The sequence below is a fragment of the Andreprevotia chitinilytica DSM 18519 genome (genome assembly GCF_000711875.1).
GTDB classification, from domain to species: Bacteria; Pseudomonadota; Gammaproteobacteria; order Burkholderiales; family Chitinibacteraceae; genus Andreprevotia; species Andreprevotia chitinilytica.
On record NZ_JONM01000004.1, the window covers coordinates 277,518 to 303,099 of the forward strand.

Genomic DNA, 25,582 nt, shown 5'->3' on the forward strand with positions numbered 1-25,582 from the left:
TAAATAAACAGAGCCGCGTATTAACGCGGCCAAAAAACGAGGAAGTGACAGCATCATGCGTCTGGGTGTATTGACCGTCGTCTGCCTTACCCTCTTTGCGGGGCCGCTTGAGGCCAAGTTGTACAAGTGGGTCGATGAAAACGGCAACGTCCAATTCAGCGACAAGCCCCCCGTTGGCAACACCAAGAGCGGGGTGACCGAGCTTGATCAGCGCGGCATGGTGCGCAAAGTTCCGGAGAAAAAAATTTCCGAAGAGGAAAAAGCGCGCCAGCAAGATGAGCAAGAAAAGCAGCGCGAACAGCAGCGGCGTGACAAGGCGCTGCTGCAGTCGTTCTCCAAGCCGGAAGACATCGACCTGTTGCGGGATCGGCAGATCGAAGCGATCCAGTCCGGCATTCAGACCAACAAGCTACGCCGTCAAAGCGCGGATGGCAGGCTCAAGCGTATTCAGGAGCAGATCGCCCGTCTGCAAAAGGCCAAGCGGCAGCTACCAGCCGATCTGGATGCGGATCGGGCAGTGGCGCAGAAGGAAATCGATGACATCGATGCCGATACGCAGAAAAAGCTGGCCGAGATTGAAGACGTGAAAAAACATGCTGCTGCTGACAAGCAACGCTTCGTTGAACTGCAGCAGGGCACCAAGCCGACACCGCACTGACTGTCCCCCGCAGGGATGGGTAAACCCTGCTTGTGTTCCCGCCGGGCCGAAGTCAGACTTCGGCCCGGACTTTATTTATGTCAATTGGATCATTCGGACATCTCGGGCAAAACTCATGACCACAGCCAACTCTTCATCCAAAGTCGTTTTTGGCATCGACATCGGCGGTACCGGCATCAAAGGCGCGCCGGTCAATGTTGAAACCGGCGAATTGCTGGCCGAACGCGTTCGGCTTGATACGCCGCAGCCTTCCACGCCAGAAGCGGTGGGGCGTGTGGTCAAGGAGCTCGTTGATCAATTCAAGTGGACCGGAGCAGTTGGTATCACCTTCCCCGCGATTGTGGATAAAGGCCGTACGTTGTCGGCCGCGAATGTGGACAAGAGCTGGATCGATGCGCCAGCTGAAGAAATCCTGGCGGATGCCATCGGCCTGCCGGTGAAGCTGTTGAACGATGCCGATGCGGCCGGGCTCGCGGAAGTACTGTTTGGCGCGGCCAAGGGCAAAGCGGGCAAGACCATCGTGATTACGCTTGGCACCGGCATCGGCAGCGCCTTGATTGTTGATGGTGTGTTGATCACCAATACCGAGTTCGGCCATCTGATTTATCCGAAGGACACGATTGCCGAGAAATACTGTTCCGGCAAGGTGAAGGACGATCTCGACTTGAAATGGAAGGATTTCAATCCGCGCCTGAACGGTTACCTGCAGCATCTGGATTTGCTGTTTTCGCCGGATCGCGTAGTGATCGGCGGCGGCATCAGTAAAAAGGCGGAGAAGTTCATTCCGGAAATGACCGGTTTGCGCTGTGAAGTCGTCGCGGCAGAGTTGAAGAACGATGCCGGTATCGTCGGTGCCGCAGTTGAAGCTGCGCGCGCCTGCGGATTGATTTGAATCCGCTCACCACGATCGATGCCGGAAAAAATGGCCCGCCCAATGCGGGCCATTTTTGTTCATACGCCGATGACGCCCGTTCATGGCGCAAGTACCTGTTTTACCGTAGAATATTCGCCCTGATTTGATTTTCTGCAGCGCGAGAACCCATGCTCTATCCCATCCGTTATGACGTGATCGTTGTCGGAGGCGGTCATGCCGGCACCGAGGCCGCGCTGGCCAGCGCGCGCATGGGACGCAGAACGCTGCTGCTCACGCACAATATCGAAACGCTCGGCCAGATGAGTTGCAACCCTTCGATCGGCGGTATCGGCAAGGGCCACCTCGTCAAGGAAGTCGATGCCCTCGGCGGCGCCATGGCGCTGGCGACCGATCTCGGCGGCATTCAGTTTAAAACCCTCAATTCCAGCAAAGGCCCGGCCGTGCGAGCCACGCGTGCCCAAGCCGACCGGGTGCGCTACAAAGCCGCCATCCGCCACATGCTGGAAAACCAGCCGAACCTCGATCTGTTCCAGCAAGAAGTCGCTGATCTGATCGTTGATGGTGATCGCGTCATCGGCGCGATCACGCAGATCGGCATTCGCTTCGAAGCCGCCGCTGTCGTGCTCACTGCGGGCACCTTCTTGGGCGGCAAGATCCACGTCGGGCTGGAAAACCACATCGGCGGCCGCGCTGGCGATCCGGCCTCCATCTCGCTCTCACATCGTTTGCGTGAGCTACAACTGCCGGTCGGCCGACTCAAGACCGGTACGCCGCCACGGATCGACGGCCGCACCATTGACTTCTCGGTGCTGGCCATCCAGCCGGGCGATGTGCCGGAACCGGTGTTCTCGGTGCGTGGCAACCGCGCCATGCATCCCAAGCAACTGCCGTGCTGGATCGCGCACACCAATCTGAAAACACACGACATCATCCGCAGCGGTTTTGATCGCAGCCCGATGTTCACCGGCAAGATCGAAGGCGTTGGCCCGCGTTATTGCCCCAGCATCGAAGACAAGATCAATCGCTTTGCCGATAAGGATAGCCACCAGATTTTTCTGGAGCCGGAAGGTCTCGATACCAACGAGTTTTATCCGAACGGCATCTCGACCAGTCTGCCATTCGATATCCAGCTCGCCGCCGTGCAGTCGATCCAGGGTTTGGAAAACGCCCGCATCCTGCGCCCCGGTTATGCGATCGAGTACGACTATTTCGACCCGCGTGGTCTGAAAGCCAGCTTTGAATCGAAAGCCATTGCCGGACTGTTTTTTGCCGGCCAGATCAATGGCACCACCGGTTATGAAGAAGCGGCGGCGCAAGGTCTGTTTGCCGGCATCAACGCGGCGCTGTTTGCGCGTGAGCAAGATGCGTGGACACCACGTCGTGACGAGGCCTACCTTGGCGTGCTGGTCGATGACCTCGTTACGCTTGGCGTGACCGAGCCGTACCGCATGTTCACCAGCCGCGCCGAATACCGCTTGCAGCTGCGTGAAGACAACGCCGATCTGCGCCTGACCGAGATCGGCCGCAAGCTCGGTGTGGTTGGTGACGAGCAATGGGATTTGTTCTGCACGAAGCGTGATGCCGTGGAAGCCGAACTACAACGGCTCAAATCGACCTGGGTCAATTCGCGTCTGATCACTGATGCCGAGGCGATTCCGGTCTTTGGCAAGCCGATCGAGCGTGAATACAGCTTGGCCGAGCTGTTGCGTCGACCGGAAGTCAGCTATGCCGCGTTGCTGGGATTGAGTGCTGCCCAACCGAAAGATGGCCAAGCGCCCGTCACCGATGAGCTTGTTGCCGAACAGGTGGAAATCCAGGTCAAGTATCAGGGCTACATCGAACGGCAACAGCACGAAGTGGCGAAACGCGATACCCTCGACGACGTGCGCTTGCCTGCCGATTTCGATTATTCCATCGTGCCGGGCCTATCCAAGGAAGTGCAGCAAAAGCTGGGCAAGCAACGCCCGGAAACACTGGGCCAAGCCAGCCGGATCTCCGGTATTACCCCGGCGGCCATCGCTCTGCTGCTGGTGCATCTGAAGAAACTCGCCAATATGGCGAAAGAGACCAAGGTAGCTTAAATGACCCTTCTTGCGCCCGCCCCGCTTGCAGACGCACTCGCTCATGGCTTGAAGTCGCTGGGCTTGCCGCTGAGCGACACGCAGCAGCAAAGCCTGCTGGCCTACGTCGGCCTGCTGGCCAAATGGAACAAGACCTACAGTCTGACCGCTGTGCGTGAGCCGGAGCGGATGGTGCCGCATCACCTGCTCGATTCGCTCGCGCCGCTGAAGTACTTCAAGGCGAATGCTGGTGCACGTATCCTCGATGTCGGTTCGGGTTTTGGTACGCCGGGTATTCCGCTGGCGATTGCCCGACCGGATTGGCAGCTGTTCCTGCTCGATTCCAATCACAAGAAAACCACCTTTCTGCGCCAAGCCGTCGTCGACTTGCAGCTGCCGAATGTCACCGTGTTGACCGAGCGGGTGGAAAGCTATCGGCCGGAAGCGCCGTTCAACGTCATCACCTCACGCGCGTTCTCCGACCTCGCCGAATTCGTGAAACTGACGAAACACCTGCTCGCGGATGACGGCGAATGGGCTGCGCTCAAGGGTGTCTATCCCCATGAGGAAATCGCCCTGCTGCCGGCCGAATTCAAGGCAATAGGGGTCGATTCGCTGACCGTGCCAGGCTTGGATGCCGAGCGCCATCTCGTGCATCTGGTTCGCGCATGATGAGCCAGCGTCAGACACGCGTATTGGCGATCGCGAACCAGAAGGGCGGCGTGGGCAAGACCACCACCGCCGTGAATCTGGCTGCAAGTCTTGCACACCTGGATAAGCGCATTCTGCTGGTCGATCTCGATCCGCAAGCCAATGCGACCATGGGCGCCGGTATCGACAAAGCCAAGCTGGAACACACGATCTACACGTTGCTGATTGGCGAATCTGCCATTGAGCAGGCGGTGATGGTGTCAGAGTCCGGCGGTTTCGATGTGTTGCCGGCCAATCGCGATCTTGCCGGTGCGGAAGTGGAGCTGGTCGATGCCGAAGCACGCGAAATGCGGCTCAAGTCGGCACTGGCCAGCCTGATCGGCAAATACGACTTCGTGATTCTCGATTGCCCGCCTGCGCTCAATCTGCTGACGCTCAACGGCCTGGTCGCCGCAGATGCGGTCATGATCCCGATGCAATGCGAGTACTACGCGCTGGAAGGCTTGTCCGATCTGGTGAACACGCTCAAGCGCGTGAAGCAAAACCTCAATCGCAAGATCGAGATCGAAGGGCTGCTGCGCACGATGTTCGATCCGCGCAGCACCTTGGCCCAGCAAGTCAGCGATCAGCTGGTCAGGCACTTCACCAGCAAGCTCTATCACACCGTCATCCCGCGCAACGTTCGGCTCGCCGAGGCTCCTTCATATGGGCGCCCGATCCTCTCCTACGATAAGGGGTCGAAAGGCGCGATTGCGTATCTGCAGCTCGCCGAAGAACTGCTGGCGCGGCATAATCCGGCCCAATCCGTCCAACCAGTTTGAACGCCGGCGAACCCGGCGCCGGGAATCACATGGTCAGCAAGAAATTCAAGGGCCTCGGCCGGGGGCTCGATGCCCTGATGGGCGAAACCACCGATAGCTTGCAGCAGCTCTCCATCGACGTGTTGCAGCCAGGCAAGTATCAGCCGCGCACACAAATCGATCAGGACGCGCTCAACGAGCTGGCCGAGTCGATCAAGGCGCAAGGCCTGATGCAGCCGATACTCGTGCGCCCGCTTGATGGCGTTGAGCGCTATGAAATCATTGCCGGTGAGCGCCGTTGGCGTGCCAGCCGCATCGCCGGCCTGACCGAAATTCCGGCGCTGGTCCGCGAAGTGGCGGATGAAGCCGTCGCGGCGATGGCGTTGATCGAGAACATCCAGCGTGAAGACCTCAATGCGTTGGAAGAAGCACAAGGTTTGCAGCGTTTGATCGACGAATTCGGCATGACGCACGAAGCAGCTGCGCATGCGGTCGGCAAATCACGCGTCACCGTCAGCAACTTGTTGCGGTTGCTGCAGTTGTCGGTGCCCGTTCGCGACATGCTGATGAGTGGCCAGCTCGACATGGGCCACGCTCGCGCCTTGTTGCCGCTGGATATGTTGCCGCAGTTGGATGCAGCCAAGACCATCGCACTCAAGGGCTTGTCGGTCCGCGAGGCCGAGGCGCTGGTCAAGAAGATTCAGGAAGGCCCGGCGCTCAAGGCGGAAAAGCGGGTTGATCCGGATGTGCGCCGACTGGAAGAAGAGGTGTCTGAACGTCTGGGAGCGCGTGTCGCGATCAAGACCGGTGCCAAGGGCGCAGGTCGGGTCACCATCGATTATGCCAGTCTCGACGAACTGGATCGGTTGTTGACCTTATTGAAATAGTGATTGAAATCAGCGGTGGAAACCCGGCTGATTGCTTGATTTGCACAAAAATGGTGCGCGATGCACCCAAATTAAACCATTTCTTACAAGTGGCAAAATTGACGCTACGGCGAGCAGCTCCGTATAATCGCGGGGTTTGACTGGCGGCGGCTTATGAACAGCAAGGCACAAGTCCGGGGCATTGTAGTCCTCGGTACGGCGATTACATTGGTCGTCTCCCTGCTGATTCTCCTTTTATGGGGTCGGGCTCCGGCGATTGCAAGTCTCATCGGTGGATCGATTTCGGTGTTGGGCGCGCGACTTTATGCGCGCATCGCCTACCGAATCGAAATCGGGCCACCAGCGGCGCTCATGCGCCAGCACTTCGCAGCGGAAATGGTCAAGCTGAGCTTTACGCTCGCGGCCTTCGCGGCAGTAATCTTTTTTTACCGGCAGGTGGTTTGGTTAGCGCTGTTTGGAGGTTATCTCGCAGCGGCCAGCGCCTACTGGTTCGGGCTTTTAATCAAGTTTGATGGCAAAAAGTGACCATGGCTGCAGAACATAACGCAACGGAATACATCAAGCACCACCTGGCTTTCAATCAGACCGCCAGTGGTTTCCACCTCGATACCTTCTGGGTTGGCCTGATTCTTGGCTTCCTCTTCGTTGGCATCTTCGCCATGGTGGCCCGCAAGGCCACCAGTGGCGTACCGGGCAAACTGCAAAACTTTGTCGAACTGATCGTTGAAATGGTCGATTCGCAAGTCAAGGATGCTTTCCATGCCAAATCCAAGGTGATCGGCCCGCTGGCACTGACGATCTTCTGTTGGGTTTTCGTGATGAACGCGATGGACTTCCTGCCGGTTGACCTGCTGCCGACGATTGCCCAAGCCATTGGCCATTACGGCTTCGGCATGGCACCGGAAGACGTCAAGCTGCGCGTCGTCCCGACCGCTGACGTGAATCAAACCTTTGCACTCTCCATCTCGGTGATGTTCTGCATCATCGGCTTCTCGATCAAAGCCAAGGGCCTTGGCGGCTGGATCAAGGAAGTCTTCACCGCGCCGTTCCACGCTGAGTCGATCGGCATGAAGATCGCGCTGTTGTTGCCTAACTTCGTCATGCAGATGGTCGAGCTGATCGCCAAACCGATCTCCCTCTCCTTGCGTCTCTTCGGCAACATGTATGCCGGCGAGTTGATCTTCATCCTGATTGCGCTGCTGCCATGGTGGATCAACTGGGTGCTGGGCGCGCCATGGGCGATCTTCCACATCCTGATCGTGACCCTGCAAGCCTTCGTATTCATGATGCTGACGATCGTCTACCTGTCCCTCGCGGTAGAAGATCACTAAGAAATCGCGCCGGGCAGGCCCTGCCTGACTGGCTCGTGTATTTTCCATACCAACCTCAACCATCCTTTTAGGAGTTTTAGAAATGGCTGTTGCTGAAATCGCTTCCGTACAGAGCTTCACCGTGATCGCTGCTGCGATCATCATCGGTCTGGCTGCTATCGGTACTGCTCTGGGTTTCGCCATCCTGGGCGGCAAGTTCCTCGAGTCCTCGGCTCGCCAACCGGAAATGATCCCGGTTCTGCAAACCAAGCTGTTCATCATCGCCGGTCTGTTGGACGCGATCTCGATGATCGGTGTTGGTGTTGCCATGCTCTACACCTTCAACAACCCGTTCCTGGGTGCGGTTCTGGCAGCGGCTCACTAATTTAGCCAACGCTAAAACCTAACCTGGAGGACATTCAGCGTGGATATCAATTTGTCCCTGCTAGGCCAGATGATCACTTTTGTGATCCTGGTCCTGTTCACGATGAAATTCGTGTGGCCTCCGCTGACCAACATGATGGAAGAGCGCGCTCGTCGTATTGCCGAGGGTCTCTCTGCCGCTGATCGTGCCAAGCAAGATCTGGCGAATGCCGAGAAAGCCTCCGCAGACAAACTGCGCGAAGCCAAACAGCATGCCGCCGAGATCATTGCCCAAGCCGAAAAGCGTGCAACGCAACTCGTCGAAGAGGCGAAGACTGCGGCCAAGCACGAAGGTGAGCGGCTGGTCAAAGGCGCTCAGGCTGAAATCGATAGCCAAGTTCAACATGCCAAGGAAGTCCTGCGCCTGCAGGTCGCCGAGCTGGCCGTTGACGGTGCTACGAAGATCCTGAAACGCGAGATCGACGCAGCGAAGCACGCCGATCTGTTGGCATCCATCAAAGCGGAACTGTAAGACAGTCATGGCAGAACTCATCACCGTCGCAAGACCTTATGCCGAGGCTGTCTTCCGTCTGGCGAAAGAGTCCAGCACTCTCGGCCAATGGTCGGAAGTGCTCGCTAACCTGGCCCTGATCGCTCAGGACCAGACCGCCCAAGACGTCGTGGCCAACCCTAAGTATTCCGCAACTCAGGTTCAGCAGCTGCTGGTCAGCCTGCTGGGCGGCAATGTCAGCAATGAGACGAAAAACCTCATTGCCATCGTGCTGGAAAACGGTCGCTTTACGGCGCTGGCCGGTGTTTCGGAATTATTCGAAGCACTGAAAGCCGCCGAAGAAGGCGAAGTCGAAGCCGTGATCGAATCGGCTTTTCCGCTTGATGACGCCCAGAAGAATACGCTGGCGAGTCAGCTTTCTGCCCAGCTGCACCGCAAGGTCGCAGCCGAAGTCACGGTCAATCCGGACCTCATCGGTGGCGTCAAGGTGACGGTCGGTGATCTGGTGATCGATGCATCCGTCAAAGGCAAGCTGGCAGCGCTCGCGACGAGCCTGAAGAGCTAGGAGATTTTTAATGCAACTCAATCCGTCCGAAATCAGTGAACTGATTAAAGCTCGGATCCAGAATCTGTCGGAAGGCGCCGAAACCCGTACCACTGGTACGGTTGTGTCGGTCACCGACGGTATCGTTCGTATCCACGGCTTGTCCGATGTGATGCAGGGCGAAATGCTGGAATTCCCGGGTAATACCTTCGGTCTGGCGCTCAACCTTGAGCGCGATTCCATCGGCTCCGTGGTGATGGGTGAATACACCCACATCTCCGAAGGCGACGAAGTCAAATGCACTGGCCGCATTCTCGAAGTGCCGGTCGGCCGCGAACTCATCGGCCGCGTGGTCAATGCTCTCGGTCAACCGATCGATGGCAAGGGTCCGCTGGGCACGACGCTGACCAGCCCGATCGAAAAGATCGCGCCGGGCGTTATTGCTCGCCAATCCGTGTCGCAGCCGCTGCAAACCGGTATCAAGTCCATCGATACCATGGTGCCGATCGGCCGTGGTCAGCGTGAGCTGATCATTGGTGACCGTCAGACCGGTAAGACCGCTGTCGCGCTGGATGCGATCATCAACCAGAAAGGCACTGGCGTCGTGTGTATCTACGTCGCCATCGGCCAGAAGGCATCGTCGATCGCCAACGTGGTGCGCAAGCTCGAAGAGCACGGCGCGCTGGATCACACGATCATCGTCGCTGCTGCTGCATCCGAATCGGCTGCGCTGCAATACATCGCTGCCTACTCCGGTTGCACGATGGGCGAATACTTCCGCGACCGCGGCGAAGACGCACTGATCGTTTATGACGATCTGTCCAAGCAAGCTGTGGCTTATCGCCAGATCTCGCTGCTGCTGCGCCGTCCGCCGGGCCGTGAAGCTTACCCTGGTGACGTGTTCTATTTGCACTCCCGTCTGCTCGAGCGCGCTTCCCGCATCAACGAAGCCGAAGTCGAAAAGCTGACCGGTGGCGCCGTGAAGGGCAAGACTGGCTCGCTGACCGCTCTGCCGATCATCGAAACGCAAGCTGGTGACGTTTCCGCCTTCGTTCCGACCAACGTGATCTCGATTACCGACGGCCAGATCTTCCTGGAAACCGACTTGTTCAACGCCGGTATCCGTCCGGCCATGAACGCCGGTATCTCGGTGTCTCGCGTTGGTGGTTCGGCTCAGACCAAGGTCGTGCGCAAGCTCGGCGGTGGTGTGCGTCTCGCGCTGGCTCAGTATCGTGAACTCGCGGCGTTTGCCCAGTTCGCATCTGACCTGGACGAAGCAACCCGCAAGCAGCTGGAACGCGGCAAGCTGGTGACCGAGCTGATGAAGCAGGCCCAGTACGCTCCGCTCAAGGTGGCTGAACTCGCCGTGACCCTCTTGCTGATCGGCAAGGGCAAGTACGACGACATCAAGGTTGAGCGTGCACTGGCGTTCGAAGCCGCTTTCCTGGCTGACCTGAAGGCAAACCACGCCGATGTGCTGGCTCGTGTCGAAGAAAAGGGTGACCTTTCCGGCGACGACGAAGCCAAGCTGCTCGCGGCTGTGGATGCGTTCAAGGCCGGCAGCGCCTACTGATTCGGAACCGGATAAAGGAAACGAATCATGGCAGGCGGCAAAGAGATCCGGACCAAGATCAAGAGCGTCAAAAACACGCAGAAGATCACCCGCGCCATGGAAATGGTGGCTACGTCCAAGATGCGCAAAGCCCAGGAGCGCATGCGCTCGGCCCGCCCTTACGGTGAAAAAATCCGCAAGGTCACGGCTCACCTGGCCCAAGCGCTGGTGGACTACCAGCATCCTTATCTCGTGGTGCGCGACAGCGTCAAACGGGTTGGCCTCATCGTCGTGACGTCGGACAAAGGCTTGTGCGGTGGCTTGAACACCAACGCGCTGCGTCTGGCCCTCGGCAAGATGAAGGAATGGCATCAGAACGGCGCCGAAAGCGCGGTTACTGCTATCGGCAACAAAGGTTTCGGTTTCATGGCCCGCAATGGTGCCAAGGTTCTGTCGCACGCGACCGGCCTTGGTGACACGCCGCACCTCGAACAATTGATCGGACCGATCAAGGTCATGATCGATGCGTTCGCGGCGGGTGAAGTGGACGAAGTGCACCTCGTGTACACCAAGTTCATCAACACCATGCGTCAGGAACCGACGATTGAACAGTTGCTGCCACTGGCTGGCGACGCAATCGCCAAGCCGTCCCAGCATGAGTACAACTGGGAATACCTGTTCGAGCCGGATGCCAAGACTGTCATCGACGAGCTGATGAGCCGCTACCTCGAAGCACTGGTTTACCAGGCTGTGGCGGAAAACATGGCTTCCGAGCAAGCGTCGCGGATGGTGGCAATGAAGGCCGCAACCGATAACGCTGACAAGGTGATCGGCAATCTGCAACTGCTGTACAACAAGACGCGTCAAGCAGCGATTACGAAAGAACTTTCGGAAATCTGCGCCGGCGCTGCAGCGGTTTAACAGATCGCCAACCCGAATTTACTATTAGGAACCCTAACGATGAGCCAAGGGAAAATCGTACAAATCATTGGCCCGGTGGTCGACGTGGAATTCCCGCGCGACAACCTGCCCAAGGTGTATGACGCGCTCAAGCTCGTTGACCAAGACCTGACGCTGGAAGTCCAGCAACAGCTTGGCGACGGCGTAGTGCGTTCGATCGCCATGGGCTCGACCGATGGCCTGAAGCGTGGCCTGCTGGTGGGCAATACCCACGCACCGATCTCGGTGCCGGTTGGTAACGCAACACTCGGCCGTATCATGGACGTGCTGGGCAACCCGATTGACGAAGCTGGCCCGGTGCAAACCGAAGTCCGCCGCGCCATTCACCAAGCTGCGCCGAAGTTCGACGAGCTGAACCAATCCATCGACCTGCTGGAAACCGGCATCAAGGTGATTGACTTGGTTTGCCCGTTCGCCAAGGGCGGTAAGGTCGGCCTGTTCGGCGGCGCTGGTGTGGGCAAGACCGTCAACATGATGGAATTGATCAACAACATCGCCAAGGCGCACAGCGGTTTGTCCGTGTTTGCCGGCGTGGGTGAGCGTACCCGTGAGGGCAACGACTTCTACCACGAAATGAAGGACTCCAACGTCCTCGACAAAGTGGCGATGGTGTACGGCCAGATGAACGAACCGCCAGGCAACCGCCTGCGCGTTGCGTTGACCGGTCTGTCGATCGCCGAGCACTTCCGTGACGAAGGCCGCGACATCCTGTTCTTCGTGGACAACATCTACCGCTACACGCTGGCCGGTACTGAAGTGTCCGCTCTGCTGGGTCGTATGCCGTCCGCGGTGGGTTACCAGCCGACGCTGGCCGAAGAAATGGGCGCGCTGCAAGAGCGCATCACTTCGACCAAGTCCGGTTCGATCACCTCCATCCAGGCCGTTTACGTGCCTGCGGATGACTTGACCGACCCGTCTCCGGCAACGACCTTCGCCCACTTGGATGCAACCGTCGTTCTGTCGCGTGACATCGCTGCGCTGGGTATCTACCCGGCCGTCGATCCGCTCGGCTCGACCTCGCGCCAGCTGGACCCGCAAGTCGTTGGCGACGAGCACTACTCGGTCGCCCGTGGCGTGCAGCAAACGCTGCAGAAGTACAAGGAACTGCAGGACATCATCGCGATTCTGGGTATGGACGAGTTGTCTCCTGAAGACAAACTCGCTGTGGCCCGTGCGCGTAAGATCCAGCGTTTCCTGTCGCAGCCGTTCCACGTTGCCGAAGTGTTCACCGGCTCGCCGGGCAAGTATGTGCCGCTGAAGGAAACCCTCAAGGGCTTCAAGGGCATTCTCAACGGCGATTACGATCACCTTCCAGAGCAGGCCTTCTACATGGTTGGCGGCATCGAAGAAGCGATCGAAAAAGCCAAGACCTTGCAATAAGGGGATAGGGAATGGCCATGACCATGCACGTGGACGTGGTGAGCGCAGAGGAACTGATCTACTCCGGTACCGCCGAGTTCGTCTCGGCGCCTGCCGACAAGGGTGAGATTGGTATCCTGCCGCGTCACGCACCGCTGCTCACCCGGGTTCGTCCGGGCGCAGTGCGCATCAAGCCGGCCAACTCGAACGATCCGGATATCATCCTGTACGTTTCGGGTGGTTTGCTTGAAGTGCAGCCGCACGTGGTGACGGTGCTGGCGGATACCGCGATTCGCGGTGCCGACATCGACGAAGCCAAGGCGCACGAAGCGAAGCTGAAGGCCGAAGAAGCCCTGAAGAACCGCACCGGTTCGATGGACTTTGCAATGGCGCAAGCCGAGTTGCTCGAAGCCGTGGCGAAACTCGCCGTGGTGGAGAAGCTCAGAAAGCGCGGCCACTAAGCCCCACATCCGCAAGACGACAAAAGCAGCCTTTGGGCTGCTTTTGTTTTTTGTGCTCAGCTTAGTCAGGCAAAACGCTCGTCAAATTCGTGACCTCACGTAGGAGTGAGTTTGCTCGCGATGGCGCTGCTGAATCTGGCCGGCAATCGCGAGCAAGCTCGCTCCTACAAAATGGGGGCCGTGCTGATCAACAATCCGGCAACGCAATCGTCACCGCCAACCCTGCCAACGACGTCTCCTTGTAGCTGTTTCGCATATCCATCCCGGTGCGATACATCGTCGCGATCACCTGATCGAGCGACACCACATGCTCCCCGCTTTCCAGCAACGCCAGCTGAGCGATCTTGATGGCCTTCTCTGCCGCCACACCGTTGCGTTCGATGCATGGCACCTGCACCAAACCCCCGACCGGATCGCAAGTCAGCCCAAGGTGATGCTCCATCGCAATCTCCGCCGCGTTCTCGATCTGGGCCAACGTGCCGCCCAGCACCGCACAATATGCACCGGCCGCCATCGAACAGGCCACGCCAACCTCGCCCTGACAGCCCACTTCTGCGCCAGAGATCGACGCGTTGCGCTTGTACAGCATGCCGATCGCCGCGGCCGTCAGCAGAAAGTCGACAATGCCGGCATCGTTCGGATCAGGGTGAAAGTCGCAATAGAACTGCAGTACTGCTGGCACGATGCCCGCCGCGCCATTGGTCGGCGCTGTTACTACTCGCCCACCGGCCGCGTTTTCCTCCGACACCGCCAGCGCGTACACCAGCGGCCACAGCATCACATCATTACGGCCGGTTTCTAGCATGTCGTACAACTTCGTATACAGGCCCGGTGCGCGTCGCCGCACCTTGAACGGGCCGGGCAAGATGCCGTCGGCTTTGCAGCCGCGTCGCACGCACATCGCCATCGTCTCGGCGATTTCCAATAGTTGCCGGCGTATGTCCTGTTCCGGCTGCCATGTGCATTCGTTGGCCAGCACGATCTGGGCGATGCTTTTGTTTTCCTGTCGGCAAAAGCCGAGTAATTCGGCGGCTGTGGTAAAGGGATAGGGCGGTGGAGTACGCGTTAGTGGTGCTTGATCGAACTCGGCCTCTGTGACCACAAACCCGCCACCAACCGAGTAGTAAACGGTGGATGCCAATAACGATCCATCCGCTGCAAAAGCAGAGCACCGCATCCCGTTCGGATGGCGTGGCAGCGCTTGATCCCGGTGCATCAGGCAATCCGTCCTGGCCGTGAACGGCACCGGGTGGATGCCGGCCAGTTGCAGGTCTGCGCCAGCAATCAATTGCTTGGCGCGGGGCAGAATCGCCGCCGGATCAACATCGCGCGGTGTTTGCCCTTCCAGGCCATTCAGAAGCGCATCGACCGTACCGTGGCCGATGCCGGTTAGCGCCAGTGAACCATACAGCTCAACCAACACCCGGCCGACTTGCGGCAACTGGCCGTTGTCTCGCACTTCATCGGCGAATCGTTTCGCCGCAATCATCGGCCCGACCGTATGTGAGCTGGATGGCCCGATGCCGATTTTGAACATTTCAAACACACTGATCATGCAGGTGCCTCTCTGTGGGCTGTGGACTTGTGATCCAGCACCCGCAACCCTCGGGTAGGACGGCGCGGTGCTTCCATGCATGTATTTCACGCATATGTCATTTAGCACCCCAAACTGGTGCGAGCAGGATCAGGAACATCCTGTATCGATTCAGCACCTCCACCAGCAACGCGGCACAGGTGGCAGGCGCTACAATGCCGCCATCCTTTTTGAATCCGTCTGCTGATCATGTCCCCATCGCTCAACGTCGTTATCCTCGCTGCCGGCCAAGGCAAGCGCATGTATTCCAGTCTGCCCAAGGTGTTGCACCCGATCGCCGGCAAACCACTGCTTGGCCACGTGCTCGATACCGCCCGCAAGCTCGGCGCGGGCAAGTTGGTGGTCGTCTATGGCCACGGCGGCGAGCAGGTGCAAGCTGCATTCGCAGATCAAGCCGACCTCGCCTGGGCGCATCAAGCGCAACAACTCGGTACCGGTCACGCACTGGCGCAAGCGATGCCCCATGTGGCCGGCGACGTGACCTTGATGTTGTACGGCGATGTGCCTCTCACGCGCCTCGAAACACTGCAAAAGCTGCTGGATGTCAGCGCTGGCGGCAAACTCGGCATTCTCACCGACATCCTCGACGATGCCACCGGCTACGGCCGCATCGTTCGCAATGCTGCGGGTGAAGTGCAAGCCATCGTCGAGCAAAAAGACTGCACGCCCGAGCAAGCCGCGATCCGCGAAATGAACACTGGCATCCTCGCCCTGCCCACGGCCCGACTGGCAGGCTGGCTCGGCGAATTGAAGAACGACAACGCCCAAGGCGAGTACTACGCCACCGATCTGATCGCGCTGGCCGTGCGTGACGATGTGCCGGTCGCCACCGTCCACCCCAAGGATCACTGGGAGGCCGAAGGCATCAACAACAAGCTGCAACTGGCCGGCCTGGAGCGCATCCACCAGCGCGAACAAGCCAATGCGCTGCTCGCCGCAGGCGTGGGCCTGCTCGACCCGGCCCGTTTCGATCTACGTGGCACCATCAGCCACGGTCGCGATGTGGTCATCGACGTGAACTGCATCTTCGAGGGCACGGTGGAGCTCGCCGACAATGTCAGCATCGGTGCCAACTGCGTGTTGAAAAATGTCAAGGTACTCGCCGGTGCGGTGATCCACCCGTTCTGCCATCTGGAAGACGCCGAAGTCGGCCCCGGCGCGCTGATCGGCCCCTACGCCCGCCTGCGCCCCGGCGCCGAACTGGCTGCCAACGTGCATATCGGCAACTTCGTCGAAGTGAAGAAATCGACCATCGCCGAAGGCTCCAAGGTCAATCACCTGAGCTATATCGGTGATACCACCATGGGCAGCGGCGTCAACGTTGGCGCGGGCACCATTACCGCCAATTACGACGGCGTGAACAAATTCCGCACCATCATCGAAGACGGCGTGCGCATTGGCTCCAACAACGTGCTGGTCGCCCCGATCACCATCGGCAAGGAAGCCACGACCGGTGCGGGCTCGGTCATCAGCAAGAATGCGCCGGCCGGTGAGCTTACCGTTGCTCGCGCAAAGCAAGTGACGATTCCGGGCTGGCAACGCCCAGTCAAAATCAAAAAGGACTGAGGCCCTGTTAACGTTAGTTTCGCGATTGCGCTGGGCTGGAAAAGACCAGTTGTGACGCGAGACAGCGGCAACAAGCCCAGCCCCATCACTGAGCGAGGATAAATCCCTCGCACGTAGAGGGTTTAGGGCATTTCGGGCGTATCGCCGTGCCGTGAATCGCTTGTGGTGATAAACACCACGGCGCGCTTCACGGCCCAACGCTGCATCCCGAACTACCCTAAACGCAATCGTGAAACTAACGTCAACAGGACCTCACATGGCAGCGTCACTCGATGGCAAATTGGTCGTCGCGATCAGCTCGCGTGCACTGTTCGATTTCGAAGAAGAGAACAGCGTGTTCGAGCAAAGCGACGACACCGCCTATATGGCGCTGCAACAGTCCCTGCTCGATCTGCCGGCCAAGCCGGGCGTCGCCTATCCGCTGGTGAAAAAGCTGCTGGCGTTCAATGGCAACGGCCAGCAGCCGGTCGAAGTCGTCATCCTGTCGCGCAACGATCCGGTCAGCGGCCTGCGCGTGTTCCGCTCCGCCAAGCACGCTGGCCTGCATCTCGAACGCGGCGTGTTCACCCGTGGCCGACCGGCGCACCACTACCTCGCCCCGCTCAAGGCCAACCTCTTCCTCAGCGCCAACGAAGCCGACGTGCGCGATGCCATCAACGCCGGCTTCCCCGCCGCACGCGTCTACCCGCAATCGGTGCAAGCCGCCGAAACTCACGCCGACGAAATCCGCATCGCCTTCGACGGCGACGCCGTACTGTTCTCCGATGAAGCTGAGCAGGTTTTTCAAGCCCAAGGCTTGCCGGCCTTCCACGCCCACGAACACGACAAAGCCGCGCTGCCGCTGCCGGACGGCCCGTTCCGGCCGTTGCTGGAAGCGCTGCACCGCCTGCAGCAACAAGGCGAAGCCCACGGCATGAAAATCCGCACCGCCCTCGTCACCGCCCGCAGCGCCCCGGCGCACGAACGCGCTATTCGCACCCTGATGGGCTGGAACATCGAAGTCGACGAAGCGATGTTCCTCGGCGGCTTGGAAAAAGGCCCGTTCCTGCGCGAATTCCAGCCGGACTTCTTCTTTGACGACCAGACCGGCCATTGCGAATCCGGCGCGCGGGTCGGGCCGACCGGGCAGGTGGTGTATGGGGTGACGAATCGATGACGGGGTACACGTGCACGACCTGCGGTGAGTACCACGACGAACTGCCGATGTGCTTCGGCCCGATTGCGCCGGAGTTGTGGTTTCAAATCCAGGAAGCCGAGCGCGCAGCCCGAACCGAACTCTCATCCGATCAATGCGTGATCGACGAAAAGTACTTCTTCATGCTCGGCCGGATTCTGATCCCGGTGCACGATGCACCGGAGCCCTTTGTCTGGCTGGCGTGGGTGTCGCTCAGTGAAACCAACTTCCTGCGCGCTTGCGAGTTGTGGGATGAAGCAGGGCGGGAGAACGAACCGCCATACTTCGCTTGGCTGCAAAGCGCCTTGCCCTATGAGCCGACCACGCTGTCCCTCAAAACGATGCTGCATACGCAGGCCGTGGGTGAGCGCCCGCTGATCGAGCTGGAGGAGACAGACCACCCCCTCGCGATTGCGCAGCGCTCGGGGATTACGCTTGCCCAAGTGCAGCAGATTGCCGAGGCCCATCAGCATTGATGGCCAGCCGCGCCGGCTATTACCCCGCTGCCTGAGGATTCGGAATGTCTCTCCCCCTCGTTCGTATGGCCTCACTGGATTTGCTGCGCGGTTTCGTCGCTGTCGGCCGGCGCATGAGCATCACGCTCGCGGCCCAAGACTTGTGCCTGACCCAATCGGCCGTCAGCCGGCAGGTGCAAGCGCTGGAAGAGGCGTTGGGCGTCAAGCTGCTGCACCGTGGCTATCGCGCCATCACTTTTACGCCAGAGGGTGAGCGGCTGTTCCGGGTTGCCGATAGCGCCGTGCAACAGCTGCAGGATGTCTACGGTGCGCTGAGCAAAACCCGCGAGCGGCTGCCGGTTACCGTCACTGCCAGCATCGGCGTCACCGCGCTGTGGCTGCTGCCCCGCCTGGGTCGTTTCCAGCATCAATTTCCCAATATCGACCTGCGCGTGGCGACCAACAACAAGCTGCTCGATCTGCGTACGGAAGGCGTCGATCTGGCGATTCGCTATGGCACCGCCAGCAGCATGCCGGCCGGCGCGGAGCATCTGTTCGGCGAATCACTCGCGCCGGTCGCCCATCCATCGCTTGGACTGCAAGGATTCGATACGCTGGACGTGATTGCGGAATATGTGTTGCTTGAATTCGACGACCCGAGCCGGCCGTGGCTCCAATGGGCCGCGCAGCTGAATGCGCTTGGGCTAGGTGCAATCAAGCCCAAAGGCATTCTGCGCTTCAATCAATACGATCAAGTGATTCAAGCGGCCGTCGCCGGGCAGGGCGTTGCGCTGGGGCGATTGGCCTTGGTGGCGCCGATGCTGGCGGACAAGCGTCTGGTTGCACTGAGCGCGGGCAGGCCGCAGCCCAGCGACTACGCCTATTGGTTGATCTCGGCCGACACAACGCCACGTGAAGACGTGCAGGAAGTCGCCAACTGGATCAAGGCCGAAGCTCGTGCGCTTGCATCACATGCATGATACGCATGCCAAGTGCGCGTAAATCTCGTTTGAGGCATGCTGCAGGTTCACCTGTAATACAGGTTCGTCGCACCTGACCCGTGCTGTGGGAATGCGATGCCCGATGAACCGCACGCTCCTCTTTGGAGAACCTCATGCAAGCTCAAACCCTGCCAGACCTGCGCCGCCTGTCATTTGGCAATGCGATACCAACCCAGCCGCCCTCGATACTCACGCAGCATTACGCCCCATCCGCGCCGCAACTGCCATCCGTGATCGCCGGGCTGGCCTACCTGCAGCCCACCCGCGAGCGCCCCTACAACTACATGTACCAACCGCCGCAAGGCGAGCCGTGGCAGAACTGCGAGTACGACGTACGCGCCATGCGCATCACCGACGCTCGTAGTTTCTCCGCCCGGCCATCGGTGCATGTGGAAGGGTTCGAGTTGTGGGATGCGCCCTCGGCGGTGACCAACTTTCAAGACGAATCGGCCATCGTCGATATCTACTACCGCGAGGCCGCAGAGCTGGCCCGCGCAGTCACCGGTGCGCAGCGGGCCTACGTGTTCGACCATCTGGTGCGCAAGCGCGAAGCCGGCCGGCCGGCGCTCACCTTCGGCCGCCACGGCGACGGCACGCAAGCGGCCGCCGCTGGCCGTATCCACAACGATTACTCCGAAGAATCAGGCCGCAAGCGCTTGGGCTTGGTGCTGCAAGACGCAATCGAAGCCGGTGCGGTCGAGCGCTACAGCATCGTCAATATCTGGCGCTCCATCAAAGGGCCGGTGCTGGATACGCCGCTTGCGGTTTGTGATGCGCGCACGGTGTCGGCCACCCGGCTCGTGCCCAGTGAGGTGCGCTATCCGAACCGCACCGGTGAAATCTATCTGGTTGAACATTCGCCCCGGCATCAATGGGCTTATTACTCGGCGATGGACCGGCACGAGGCGCTCGTCTTCAAGCAGTACGATTCGCAGGCCAGCGGTGTATCCCGCTTCGTGCCGCATGCCGCCTTCGATCACCCGAACACCCCGCCGGATGCGCCCTTGCGTGAAAGCATCGAAATTCGTTGTTTGGTGATTTATGAGTGAGCCGATGACACAAACAAGCAGCGCTGCCGGCCGCGAAATCGACTGCTGGTTCGACTTCGGCAGCAACTACAGCTACCTGAGCGTGATGCGCATCGAAGTCGCCGCCGCGCAGCACGGCGTTACCGTCGTGTGGAAACCCTTCCTGCTCGGCCCGATCTTCAAGTCCTTCGGCTGGGACAACTCGCCCTTCGTGTTGCAAAAAGCCAAGGGCGACTACGCCTGGCTGGATATGATCCGGCAGTGCCGCAAATACGATCTGCCCTGGAAACAACCGACCACCTTTCCCCGAGTCGCATTGCTACCCACACGGGTAGCGCTGCTGGGCGACGGGCAACCGTGGCAAGGTGAGTTCTGCCGGCGGATGATTCAGCTCAACTTCGCGGCCGATCAGGATATCAACACGGTCGAGGCCGTGAGCGGCGTGCTCACTCTGCTTGGTCTGCCCGCAGCAAAGATCATCGAAGAGGCGCAGTCGGAGACCAACAAGCGCCGGCTGCGGCAGCAGACCGAAGCCGCTCAGGCCAAAGGCATCTTCGGCGCGCCGACGTTCTTCGTGCGCGGCGAGATGTTCTGGGGCAACGACCGGCTCGACGACGCACTGTTATTTGCAACTGAGGAGACTTGACCCCGATGCGAGAACCCACCGCGCTCGAAGCCCAATGGCTCGAAGAAGGCTTTGCCATCTGGCCGGCGCGGGGGCATTTCGTGCCCTCGTTCGCTCAGATCTATTACAAGCCCACCATTGCAGCCGCTGGCCCCGGCCTGATCTTCCGCCTCGAAGTTGCCCCGGCGCATTGCAATGGCTTCGACATTGCCCACGGTGGCTTCATTTCGACCATGGCGGATGTGTGGCTGGCCAACAATGTCGGGCACCAGCTACCCAAGGAAACGCGCTTTGTGACTTCCAGCCTGAGCGTGGATTTCCTGCGGCCGGTCAAGGCCGGCCAGTGGATCGAGAGCGAGATTGATCGCATCAAGCTGGGCGGCCTGCTGTGCCATGCCTCCGGCGCGATTTTGTGCGACGGCAAAGCGATTGCGGCAATGCGGGCGACGTTTGCGGTGATTGGGTGAGACTACACGCGCTGCTGTGCACACGGCCGGTTACCCGCAGCCGAGCTCAACCCCCGCTTTACCAACCCCAGATTTAGTCTGTATAAATACTTTCTTCATATGAACAATGTCTTTCATCAAAATTGCTTTCGTGTGAGGGCTGTCGCAGTGCGCGGTCTGGGGTTTGCATTGCGCAGTGTTTTTTGGAGTTGTCTTCAAGCAAATACCACTGAGGAATCTGCCATGAACAAATACTTCGCCAGTCTTTGTGCCTCCGTCACCAGTGCCATCATTTTGCTGCTTGCACCTGTTTCCGTCGCGCATGCCACACCCATGCTGCTGACCTGCCTCGGCAACACCAACACCAGCTATTCACCCGGCGTGACCAATACGACCGCCACAACAACCCTCACTTACAACGAACACCTGACCCTCTGCCCCATACCGCTCCTCTTCGCCATTACCAGCGGGACGAATTTCTCAACCGGCACAATCACCACCTCCTGCACTGGCCTCGCCGGCCAGCCGTTCTCGACGACTTATGTCTGGAGTGATGGGGAAACGAGCGATATCACCTTCACCTCGAATCGGGCGGTCAAGGCGAATGGGCAGAATCAGGTCATCGCGACGGGCACCGTGACTGCCGGCCTTGGATCGGGTTCTGCGGTGACGCGCACCATTACCTATCTGGATACAGACCTGCTCGCTTGTGAAAGCACTGGAGGGCTGCAATCGATCAGCGGAACGGTGCTGCTGGAATTCGGTATTTAACGCATGCAGGGGGCGGCGTTGCCTGCCCCCTCTCCCGTTGCTGCTACGCCTGCAATACCGCGGCGCGAAGCACCCCAGCCACCTTCCCCACCGCTGCCGCATCCACCGCCCAATGCGTCACCAGCCGCATCACGCCATCCTCGGGTGGATTGGCTTTGATGCCGGCTGCCAGCAAATCCGCCATCAGCTGCGGCACATCGATTTCTGCCGCCACATCGAACCACACCATATTGATATCCAGCTGATCGCGCCGAACGCGAATGCCCGGCAACCCGTCCAGCAAGTCGGCCAGCAACTTGGCATTGGCGTGATCCTCGCCCAGCCGCAGGCGCATCTCGTCGATGGCGAGCAAGCCCGCTGCGGCCAGCATGCCGGCTTGCCGCCAGCCACCCCCCAGCAACTTGCGCTTCTTGCGGGCGACCTCGATGAAATCGGCCGGGCCGGCCAGGATCGAGCCGATGGGTGCAGCCAGCCCTTTGGATAAGCAGAACATCACCGTATCCGCACAAGCCGTGATCTCGCGGGCATCGACATTCAGCGCCGTGGCCGCATTGAACAGCCGCGCGCCGTCCAGATGCACCGGCAGGCCAGCGGCTTTGGCTGCGGCGTGGCAAGCCTGCATATTGGCGAGTGGCAACGCCCGGCCGTTGGAGTGGGCGTTTTCCAGGCAGACCAGACCGGTCTTCGGCAGATGGATATCGCCAGCCGGGCGCACGCGGCGGGTGATGTCTTGCGGATCAAGCTCGCCGAGCCGGGTCGGCACCGGCCGCAGATTCACCCCTGCAATCACTGCTGCTGCACCGACCTCGTGCCAGACGATGTGCGTCTCCTCCCCCAGAATCACCTCATCGCCGCGGTCGCAATGCGTGAACAGCGCCAGCTGGTTGCCAAAGGTGCCGGTCGGCACGAACAGCGCGGCCTCCTTGCCGACGAGCTCCGCTGAGCGGGCTTCGAGCCGGTGCACGGTGGGGTCATCGCCGTAGACATCATCGCCGACCTCGGCGGCAGCCATTGCAGCGCGCATGGCTGGGGTGGGTGGGGTAACGGTGTCACTGCGCAGATCGATCCAGTTCATGGGTGTGCCCTCTTTGGTATGCCACAAGGGTAACTGCTGCGGGGGCGAATTCAGTACTGCGGATCATCCTAAGCGGTGGTTCCTGATCCCGCACACGCTGTTTTCTCCCCTCGCCCTCGCGTGCAAGGCTTTAGCCTTGCTCAGCTATTAGTGGGAGAGGGGCCGGGGGTGAGGGTCGCGCAATCTTCTGCGTCCTAATTAAAGCACCCTCACCCTAACCCTCTCCCACAAGTGGGAGAGGGAACAAAAGTCCGCTCACGCACAAAACTTAAAGCCTTGCACGCGGGGGCGAGGGGACAAAATATTGTGGCTGTGCCTAAACCTCGTAGGGCGCAATGCCCTGCGGGGATTACGCCCTACGAATGATTGATGACGTCTTCGCGCTTCCAAGACTCACCCCCCCACCAACCCCATGCCAACGGAATTCCCACGTTAGAATCCCCCCACCCTCGTCTCTACCAAATCCACCATGCCCGACGCCCTGCCGCTGTGCGCCCGCCTGCCCATCGCCATCCACATCGAACCCCTGCTCGCCGCCTTGGCGCGTGTGCCGGCCGATGCGTGGCAGCCGCATTTCAACACCGGCTATTTCAGCGGCGACTGGAGCGGCGTGGCGTTGATTGCGCCAGCGAATGCGGTGCTCGAATTGGCCCCCGGCAGCGGCGAACCCAAGCCGACCAAAGTGTTTGCGGGTGACCCGGCATGGCAGGCCGCGCTCAATCAGATCGATGCGCCCATCCGCAGCGCCCGCCTGCTGCGCTTGGGGCCGGGGGCGGCGATTCGGGAGCATGCCGATTTCGACTTGGCCGGCCCGGATAGCGATCTGCGTATCCACCTGCCGCTGCGCAGTCATGAAGCGGTCGAATTCCTGCTCGAAGGCCATCTAGTGCCCATGCGGCCGGGCGAGTGCTGGTTTCTGGATTTGTCCCGCCCGCACCGGGTCGACAACCCCAGCCCGCATGACCGGATTCATCTGGTGCTCGATTGCCAGCGCAGCCCGTGGTTGCTGCAAGCCATCGCGGCCGGTGCACCGACCACGCCAACGCTCGGCCTGAGCCGGGGCCGGCGTGCCTTTGCAGAATTTCAGGCGTTGATCGCGGCAGATGCCAACCTTGCCGATGCGCTGCTCGCGATCGAAGAGCACAAGCAATTCATCGAAACCGTAGTGGCACTCGGCCAGCAGCACGGCCACGCCTTCAGTGAGGAAGACGTGCAATCCGTGATGCGACAAAGCCGCCAACGCTGGCAACAACAATGGATGGCCTGACCATGGCGACCCTGATCCCCAACGCGCTGGATTTTCACGACTGGCTACCGATTCGCACCCGGCTGGATGCCGAAGGCTGGCGTATCGACTGGGCTCGCTTCGGCACGCAGCCGCTGGCTGAGCCTTTCTTTCGCGACAGCACTGAGCTGGCACTGCGGCGGCCGTTCAACCAAGTTTTCCGGCGCGATACCGCCATCGATGCCTTGCTGGATTGGCAGCAACGCAGCCCCGGCATCGCCCCGACCGCGTTCGTTTTCCACGCCTCGCGCTGCGGCTCCACGCTGATTGCCCGCATGCTGTCGCGCCTGCCCGGCTACACCGTGCTCTCCGAACCGTCCCCGCTGGATGCCCTGCTGCGGGCGCACTACACCACGCCGCCCATCGCCGCCGACCAGCCCACGCTGATCCGCGCCATGCTCTCCGCCTATGGCCAGCGCCGCCGTGGCACCGAGCGGGCGCTGGTGGTGAAGCTGGATGCCTGGAACATCTTCGAGCTGCCCTTGCTGCGCCAATGCTTCCCCACCACGCCGTGGCTGTTTCTCTATCGCGACCCGCTGGAAATCGTCGTCTCGCAAATCCGCCAGCCGGGCATGCATCTGGTGCCGGGCCTGATTGGCGCAACGCCGCTGGCCTTCCCGCAGGATGAGGTCAACGCCATGTCCCACCCCGAATTCGTCGCCCGCACCATCGGCCGCATGCTGGCGGCAGGGTTGGAGCAGTGCCGGGCGCATGGCGGGCTGGCGGTGAATTACGACGAGTTGCCCGATGGGGTCACCGGCCGTCTGGCGAGCTTCTTTGGTTTGGCCGAGTCCGATTTACCGATCGCACAGGACGGCAGCCGCCACAACGCCAAGCACCCGCATCAAGTGTTCCAATCCGACCGCGATAGCAAACACCGCGACGCCAGCGACGAAATTCGCGCCGCGGTGGATCAATGGGCGCGGGGGCCGTATGCCGAGCTGGAAGCGTTGCGGTTGGCCAGGGTTTTGTAGTTGTTTGTCTCCCCTCGCCCATTTATGGGAGAGGGGCCGGGGGTGAGGGGGCCTGCGACGTGCTGCTTCCTTACCCCTGATCTTCTTCACCCTCTTCCGCCAATCGCGCGTGCTTATCCTGCCCAGCTGGTTTGCAGTGACCATGCCAACGTCCTATCTTGATGCTGGCGTTGGACGAACCAACAAGCAGGATGGCGATATGGCTAACAGTGGCAAGAGTGGAAGCACAAAATGGGCTGATCTTTTCGCGAAGCCCAAACCCACGCAGCAAGGTGGCGCGAGCACGGCAAGTGGCAGTGGCGCTGCCAAGCATCCAGCTGCGGCCGGAGCAGGAGCCGCGGCCAGTGCCAAGCCAGTCGCCGCCGCAAGGCCTCAATCCCCGCCACGTGTGCAAGCACAGCCCCAACCCCAACCTGCGGAAGGGGATTGGGCCAAACGGGCCAAAGCACCTGTAACGGCGTCAGCTGCGGCTGCTGGAGCGGGAGCGGCCCAAGCAGGCACCGCTGCAAAACCCGGCGCCGCAAAAACCCCGGAAAGTGCGAAGCCAGCGGGGAGAGTCGCGAGCGGCAGTGCTGCCGGTCTTGGCCCCAAACCTGAA

27 protein-coding genes are annotated in these 25,582 nt (G+C 60.2%); 25 read left to right on the plus strand and 2 right to left on the minus strand.

What is annotated here, in order from left to right:
• The first annotated feature begins 55 nt into the window (after positions 1 to 55).
• The 15 genes from BR41_RS07910 (at position 56) to BR41_RS07980 (ending at position 12,990) form a co-directional block, all read left to right on the plus strand.
• Entirely contained in the window at positions 56 to 658 is a 603-nt protein-coding gene (locus BR41_RS07910) for a DUF4124 domain-containing protein (RefSeq protein ID WP_035054822.1), read from the plus strand.
• Positions 659 to 773: 115 nt separating this feature from the next.
• Complete coding sequence (gene ppgK, locus BR41_RS07915; RefSeq protein ID WP_035054824.1) at positions 774 to 1,550, plus strand: polyphosphate--glucose phosphotransferase; 777 nt, start codon at positions 774 to 776, stop codon at positions 1,548 to 1,550.
• A gap of 149 nt (positions 1,551 to 1,699) precedes the next feature.
• Complete coding sequence (mnmG, locus tag BR41_RS07920; RefSeq protein WP_035054826.1) at positions 1,700 to 3,613, plus strand: tRNA uridine-5-carboxymethylaminomethyl(34) synthesis enzyme MnmG; 1,914 nt, start codon at positions 1,700 to 1,702, stop codon at positions 3,611 to 3,613.
• Positions 3,614 to 4,264 (plus strand): 16S rRNA (guanine(527)-N(7))-methyltransferase RsmG, encoded by a 651-nt coding sequence (rsmG, locus tag BR41_RS07925; protein ID WP_051710477.1) that lies wholly within the window; start codon positions 3,614 to 3,616, stop codon positions 4,262 to 4,264.
• Positions 4,264 to 5,064: a ParA family protein gene (locus BR41_RS07930; protein ID WP_035055043.1), complete on the plus strand. Its 801-nt coding sequence runs from the start codon at positions 4,264 to 4,266 to the stop codon at positions 5,062 to 5,064. The genes rsmG and BR41_RS07930 overlap by 1 nt, the downstream gene beginning before the upstream one ends.
• Before the next feature lie 29 nt (positions 5,065 to 5,093).
• Complete coding sequence (locus tag BR41_RS07935; RefSeq protein ID WP_035054828.1) at positions 5,094 to 5,930, plus strand: ParB/RepB/Spo0J family partition protein; 837 nt, start codon at positions 5,094 to 5,096, stop codon at positions 5,928 to 5,930.
• A 153-nt stretch (positions 5,931 to 6,083) separates the two neighbouring features.
• On the plus strand, positions 6,084 to 6,455 hold the full coding sequence (locus tag BR41_RS07940; RefSeq protein ID WP_035054837.1) for an ATP synthase subunit I: 372 nt from the start codon (positions 6,084 to 6,086) through the stop codon (positions 6,453 to 6,455).
• A gap of 2 nt (positions 6,456 to 6,457) precedes the next feature.
• On the plus strand, positions 6,458 to 7,261 hold the full coding sequence (gene atpB / locus BR41_RS07945) for a F0F1 ATP synthase subunit A (protein ID WP_035054839.1): 804 nt from the start codon (positions 6,458 to 6,460) through the stop codon (positions 7,259 to 7,261).
• An 82-nt stretch (positions 7,262 to 7,343) separates the two neighbouring features.
• Positions 7,344 to 7,625: a F0F1 ATP synthase subunit C gene (atpE, locus tag BR41_RS07950; protein ID WP_035054841.1), complete on the plus strand. Its 282-nt coding sequence runs from the start codon at positions 7,344 to 7,346 to the stop codon at positions 7,623 to 7,625.
• A 39-nt stretch (positions 7,626 to 7,664) separates the two neighbouring features.
• Positions 7,665 to 8,135 carry a F0F1 ATP synthase subunit B gene (locus BR41_RS07955; RefSeq protein WP_035054843.1) on the plus strand — a complete coding sequence of 157 codons (471 nt, stop codon included), beginning with the start codon at positions 7,665 to 7,667 and terminating at the stop codon, positions 8,133 to 8,135.
• A gap of 7 nt (positions 8,136 to 8,142) precedes the next feature.
• A complete protein-coding gene (locus tag BR41_RS07960; protein WP_035054845.1) occupies positions 8,143 to 8,679 on the plus strand; it encodes a F0F1 ATP synthase subunit delta in 537 nt (178 codons plus the stop codon).
• Between the two features lie 10 nt (positions 8,680 to 8,689).
• The gene (gene atpA / locus BR41_RS07965; protein WP_035054847.1) at positions 8,690 to 10,231 is read left to right on the plus strand and encodes a F0F1 ATP synthase subunit alpha; all 1,542 of its coding nucleotides are present in this window, start codon (positions 8,690 to 8,692) and stop codon (positions 10,229 to 10,231) included.
• Positions 10,232 to 10,258: 27 nt separating this feature from the next.
• The gene (gene atpG, locus BR41_RS07970) at positions 10,259 to 11,131 is read left to right on the plus strand and encodes a F0F1 ATP synthase subunit gamma (RefSeq protein WP_035054849.1); all 873 of its coding nucleotides are present in this window, start codon (positions 10,259 to 10,261) and stop codon (positions 11,129 to 11,131) included.
• Positions 11,132 to 11,170: 39 nt separating this feature from the next.
• On the plus strand, positions 11,171 to 12,550 hold the full coding sequence (gene atpD / locus BR41_RS07975; protein ID WP_035054851.1) for a F0F1 ATP synthase subunit beta: 1,380 nt from the start codon (positions 11,171 to 11,173) through the stop codon (positions 12,548 to 12,550).
• Between the two features lie 17 nt (positions 12,551 to 12,567).
• Positions 12,568 to 12,990 carry a F0F1 ATP synthase subunit epsilon gene (locus BR41_RS07980; protein WP_245615827.1) on the plus strand — a complete coding sequence of 141 codons (423 nt, stop codon included), beginning with the start codon at positions 12,568 to 12,570 and terminating at the stop codon, positions 12,988 to 12,990.
• A 187-nt stretch (positions 12,991 to 13,177) separates the two neighbouring features.
• Here BR41_RS07980 and BR41_RS07985 read toward each other — a convergent pair whose 3' ends face one another.
• Entirely contained in the window at positions 13,178 to 14,545 is a 1,368-nt protein-coding gene (locus BR41_RS07985) for an L-serine ammonia-lyase (protein WP_035054855.1), read from the minus strand.
• Between the two features lie 228 nt (positions 14,546 to 14,773).
• On the opposite strand from BR41_RS07985, the gene glmU reads away from it, so the two are divergent.
• From glmU to BR41_RS08025, 8 genes are all read left to right on the plus strand, one after another.
• Complete coding sequence (gene glmU, locus BR41_RS07990) at positions 14,774 to 16,150, plus strand: bifunctional UDP-N-acetylglucosamine diphosphorylase/glucosamine-1-phosphate N-acetyltransferase GlmU (protein WP_035054857.1); 1,377 nt, start codon at positions 14,774 to 14,776, stop codon at positions 16,148 to 16,150.
• A 256-nt stretch (positions 16,151 to 16,406) separates the two neighbouring features.
• Entirely contained in the window at positions 16,407 to 17,306 is a 900-nt protein-coding gene (locus BR41_RS07995; protein WP_035054859.1) for a 5'-nucleotidase, read from the plus strand.
• Positions 17,303 to 17,800, plus strand: a complete 498-nt coding sequence (locus tag BR41_RS08000) for a DUF2199 domain-containing protein (RefSeq protein ID WP_035054861.1) — start codon at positions 17,303 to 17,305, stop codon at positions 17,798 to 17,800. The genes BR41_RS07995 and BR41_RS08000 overlap by 4 nt, the downstream gene beginning before the upstream one ends.
• A 44-nt stretch (positions 17,801 to 17,844) precedes the next feature.
• Positions 17,845 to 18,759, plus strand: coding sequence for a LysR substrate-binding domain-containing protein (locus tag BR41_RS08005; protein WP_035054863.1), 915 nt, complete (start codon positions 17,845 to 17,847; stop codon positions 18,757 to 18,759).
• A gap of 134 nt (positions 18,760 to 18,893) precedes the next feature.
• Positions 18,894 to 19,829, plus strand: coding sequence for a CmcJ/NvfI family oxidoreductase (locus BR41_RS08010; RefSeq protein WP_211251694.1), 936 nt, complete (start codon positions 18,894 to 18,896; stop codon positions 19,827 to 19,829).
• Between the two features lie 4 nt (positions 19,830 to 19,833).
• Positions 19,834 to 20,454, plus strand: coding sequence for a 2-hydroxychromene-2-carboxylate isomerase (locus tag BR41_RS08015; RefSeq protein WP_035054865.1), 621 nt, complete (start codon positions 19,834 to 19,836; stop codon positions 20,452 to 20,454).
• A gap of 5 nt (positions 20,455 to 20,459) precedes the next feature.
• Complete coding sequence (locus BR41_RS08020) at positions 20,460 to 20,900, plus strand: PaaI family thioesterase (protein ID WP_051710481.1); 441 nt, start codon at positions 20,460 to 20,462, stop codon at positions 20,898 to 20,900.
• A 222-nt stretch (positions 20,901 to 21,122) separates the two neighbouring features.
• Entirely contained in the window at positions 21,123 to 21,650 is a 528-nt protein-coding gene (locus BR41_RS08025) for a hypothetical protein (RefSeq protein ID WP_035054875.1), read from the plus strand.
• 43 nt (positions 21,651 to 21,693) lie between these two features.
• Here the strand turns inward: BR41_RS08025 and BR41_RS08030 are convergent, their stop codons facing one another.
• Positions 21,694 to 22,725: a threonine aldolase family protein gene (locus BR41_RS08030; protein WP_035054877.1), complete on the minus strand. Its 1,032-nt coding sequence runs from the start codon at positions 22,723 to 22,725 to the stop codon at positions 21,694 to 21,696.
• Between the two features lie 469 nt (positions 22,726 to 23,194).
• On the opposite strand from BR41_RS08030, the gene BR41_RS08035 reads away from it, so the two are divergent.
• Positions 23,195 to 23,992, plus strand: a complete 798-nt coding sequence (locus tag BR41_RS08035; protein WP_035054879.1) for an aspartyl/asparaginyl beta-hydroxylase domain-containing protein — start codon at positions 23,195 to 23,197, stop codon at positions 23,990 to 23,992.
• Positions 23,993 to 23,994: 2 nt separating this feature from the next.
• The gene (locus BR41_RS08040; RefSeq protein WP_035055050.1) at positions 23,995 to 24,984 is read left to right on the plus strand and encodes a sulfotransferase family protein; all 990 of its coding nucleotides are present in this window, start codon (positions 23,995 to 23,997) and stop codon (positions 24,982 to 24,984) included.
• The last annotated feature ends 598 nt before the right edge of the window (positions 24,985 to 25,582 follow it).

Bases quoted from the DNA above. Each gene is read 5' to 3' on its own strand.
- BR41_RS07910 (WP_035054822.1), top strand. From the start codon at position 56: ATGCGTCTGGGTGTATTGACCGTCGTCTGCCTTACCCTCTTTGCGGGG.
- ppgK (WP_035054824.1), top strand. From the start codon at position 774: ATGACCACAGCCAACTCTTCATCCAAAGTCGTTTTTGGCATCGACATC.
- mnmG (WP_035054826.1), top strand. From the start codon at position 1,700: ATGCTCTATCCCATCCGTTATGACGTGATCGTTGTCGGAGGCGGTCAT.
- rsmG (WP_051710477.1), top strand. From the start codon at position 3,614: ATGACCCTTCTTGCGCCCGCCCCGCTTGCAGACGCACTCGCTCATGGC.
- BR41_RS07930 (WP_035055043.1), top strand. From the start codon at position 4,264: ATGAGCCAGCGTCAGACACGCGTATTGGCGATCGCGAACCAGAAGGGC.
- BR41_RS07935 (WP_035054828.1), top strand. From the start codon at position 5,094: ATGGTCAGCAAGAAATTCAAGGGCCTCGGCCGGGGGCTCGATGCCCTG.
- BR41_RS07940 (WP_035054837.1), top strand. From the start codon at position 6,084: ATGAACAGCAAGGCACAAGTCCGGGGCATTGTAGTCCTCGGTACGGCG.
- atpB (WP_035054839.1), top strand. From the start codon at position 6,458: ATGGCTGCAGAACATAACGCAACGGAATACATCAAGCACCACCTGGCT.
- atpE (WP_035054841.1), top strand. From the start codon at position 7,344: ATGGCTGTTGCTGAAATCGCTTCCGTACAGAGCTTCACCGTGATCGCT.
- BR41_RS07960 (WP_035054845.1), top strand. From the start codon at position 8,143: ATGGCAGAACTCATCACCGTCGCAAGACCTTATGCCGAGGCTGTCTTC.
- atpA (WP_035054847.1), top strand. From the start codon at position 8,690: ATGCAACTCAATCCGTCCGAAATCAGTGAACTGATTAAAGCTCGGATC.
- atpG (WP_035054849.1), top strand. From the start codon at position 10,259: ATGGCAGGCGGCAAAGAGATCCGGACCAAGATCAAGAGCGTCAAAAAC.
- atpD (WP_035054851.1), top strand. From the start codon at position 11,171: ATGAGCCAAGGGAAAATCGTACAAATCATTGGCCCGGTGGTCGACGTG.
- BR41_RS07980 (WP_245615827.1), top strand. From the start codon at position 12,568: ATGACCATGCACGTGGACGTGGTGAGCGCAGAGGAACTGATCTACTCC.
- BR41_RS07985 (WP_035054855.1), bottom strand. From the start codon at position 14,545: ATGATCAGTGTGTTTGAAATGTTCAAAATCGGCATCGGGCCATCCAGC.
- glmU (WP_035054857.1), top strand. From the start codon at position 14,774: ATGTCCCCATCGCTCAACGTCGTTATCCTCGCTGCCGGCCAAGGCAAG.
- BR41_RS07995 (WP_035054859.1), top strand. From the start codon at position 16,407: ATGGCAGCGTCACTCGATGGCAAATTGGTCGTCGCGATCAGCTCGCGT.
- BR41_RS08000 (WP_035054861.1), top strand. From the start codon at position 17,303: ATGACGGGGTACACGTGCACGACCTGCGGTGAGTACCACGACGAACTG.
- BR41_RS08005 (WP_035054863.1), top strand. From the start codon at position 17,845: ATGTCTCTCCCCCTCGTTCGTATGGCCTCACTGGATTTGCTGCGCGGT.
- BR41_RS08010 (WP_211251694.1), top strand. From the start codon at position 18,894: ATGCAAGCTCAAACCCTGCCAGACCTGCGCCGCCTGTCATTTGGCAAT.
- BR41_RS08015 (WP_035054865.1), top strand. From the start codon at position 19,834: ATGACACAAACAAGCAGCGCTGCCGGCCGCGAAATCGACTGCTGGTTC.
- BR41_RS08020 (WP_051710481.1), top strand. From the start codon at position 20,460: ATGCGAGAACCCACCGCGCTCGAAGCCCAATGGCTCGAAGAAGGCTTT.
- BR41_RS08025 (WP_035054875.1), top strand. From the start codon at position 21,123: ATGAACAAATACTTCGCCAGTCTTTGTGCCTCCGTCACCAGTGCCATC.
- BR41_RS08030 (WP_035054877.1), bottom strand. From the start codon at position 22,725: ATGAACTGGATCGATCTGCGCAGTGACACCGTTACCCCACCCACCCCA.
- BR41_RS08035 (WP_035054879.1), top strand. From the start codon at position 23,195: ATGCCCGACGCCCTGCCGCTGTGCGCCCGCCTGCCCATCGCCATCCAC.
- BR41_RS08040 (WP_035055050.1), top strand. From the start codon at position 23,995: ATGGCGACCCTGATCCCCAACGCGCTGGATTTTCACGACTGGCTACCG.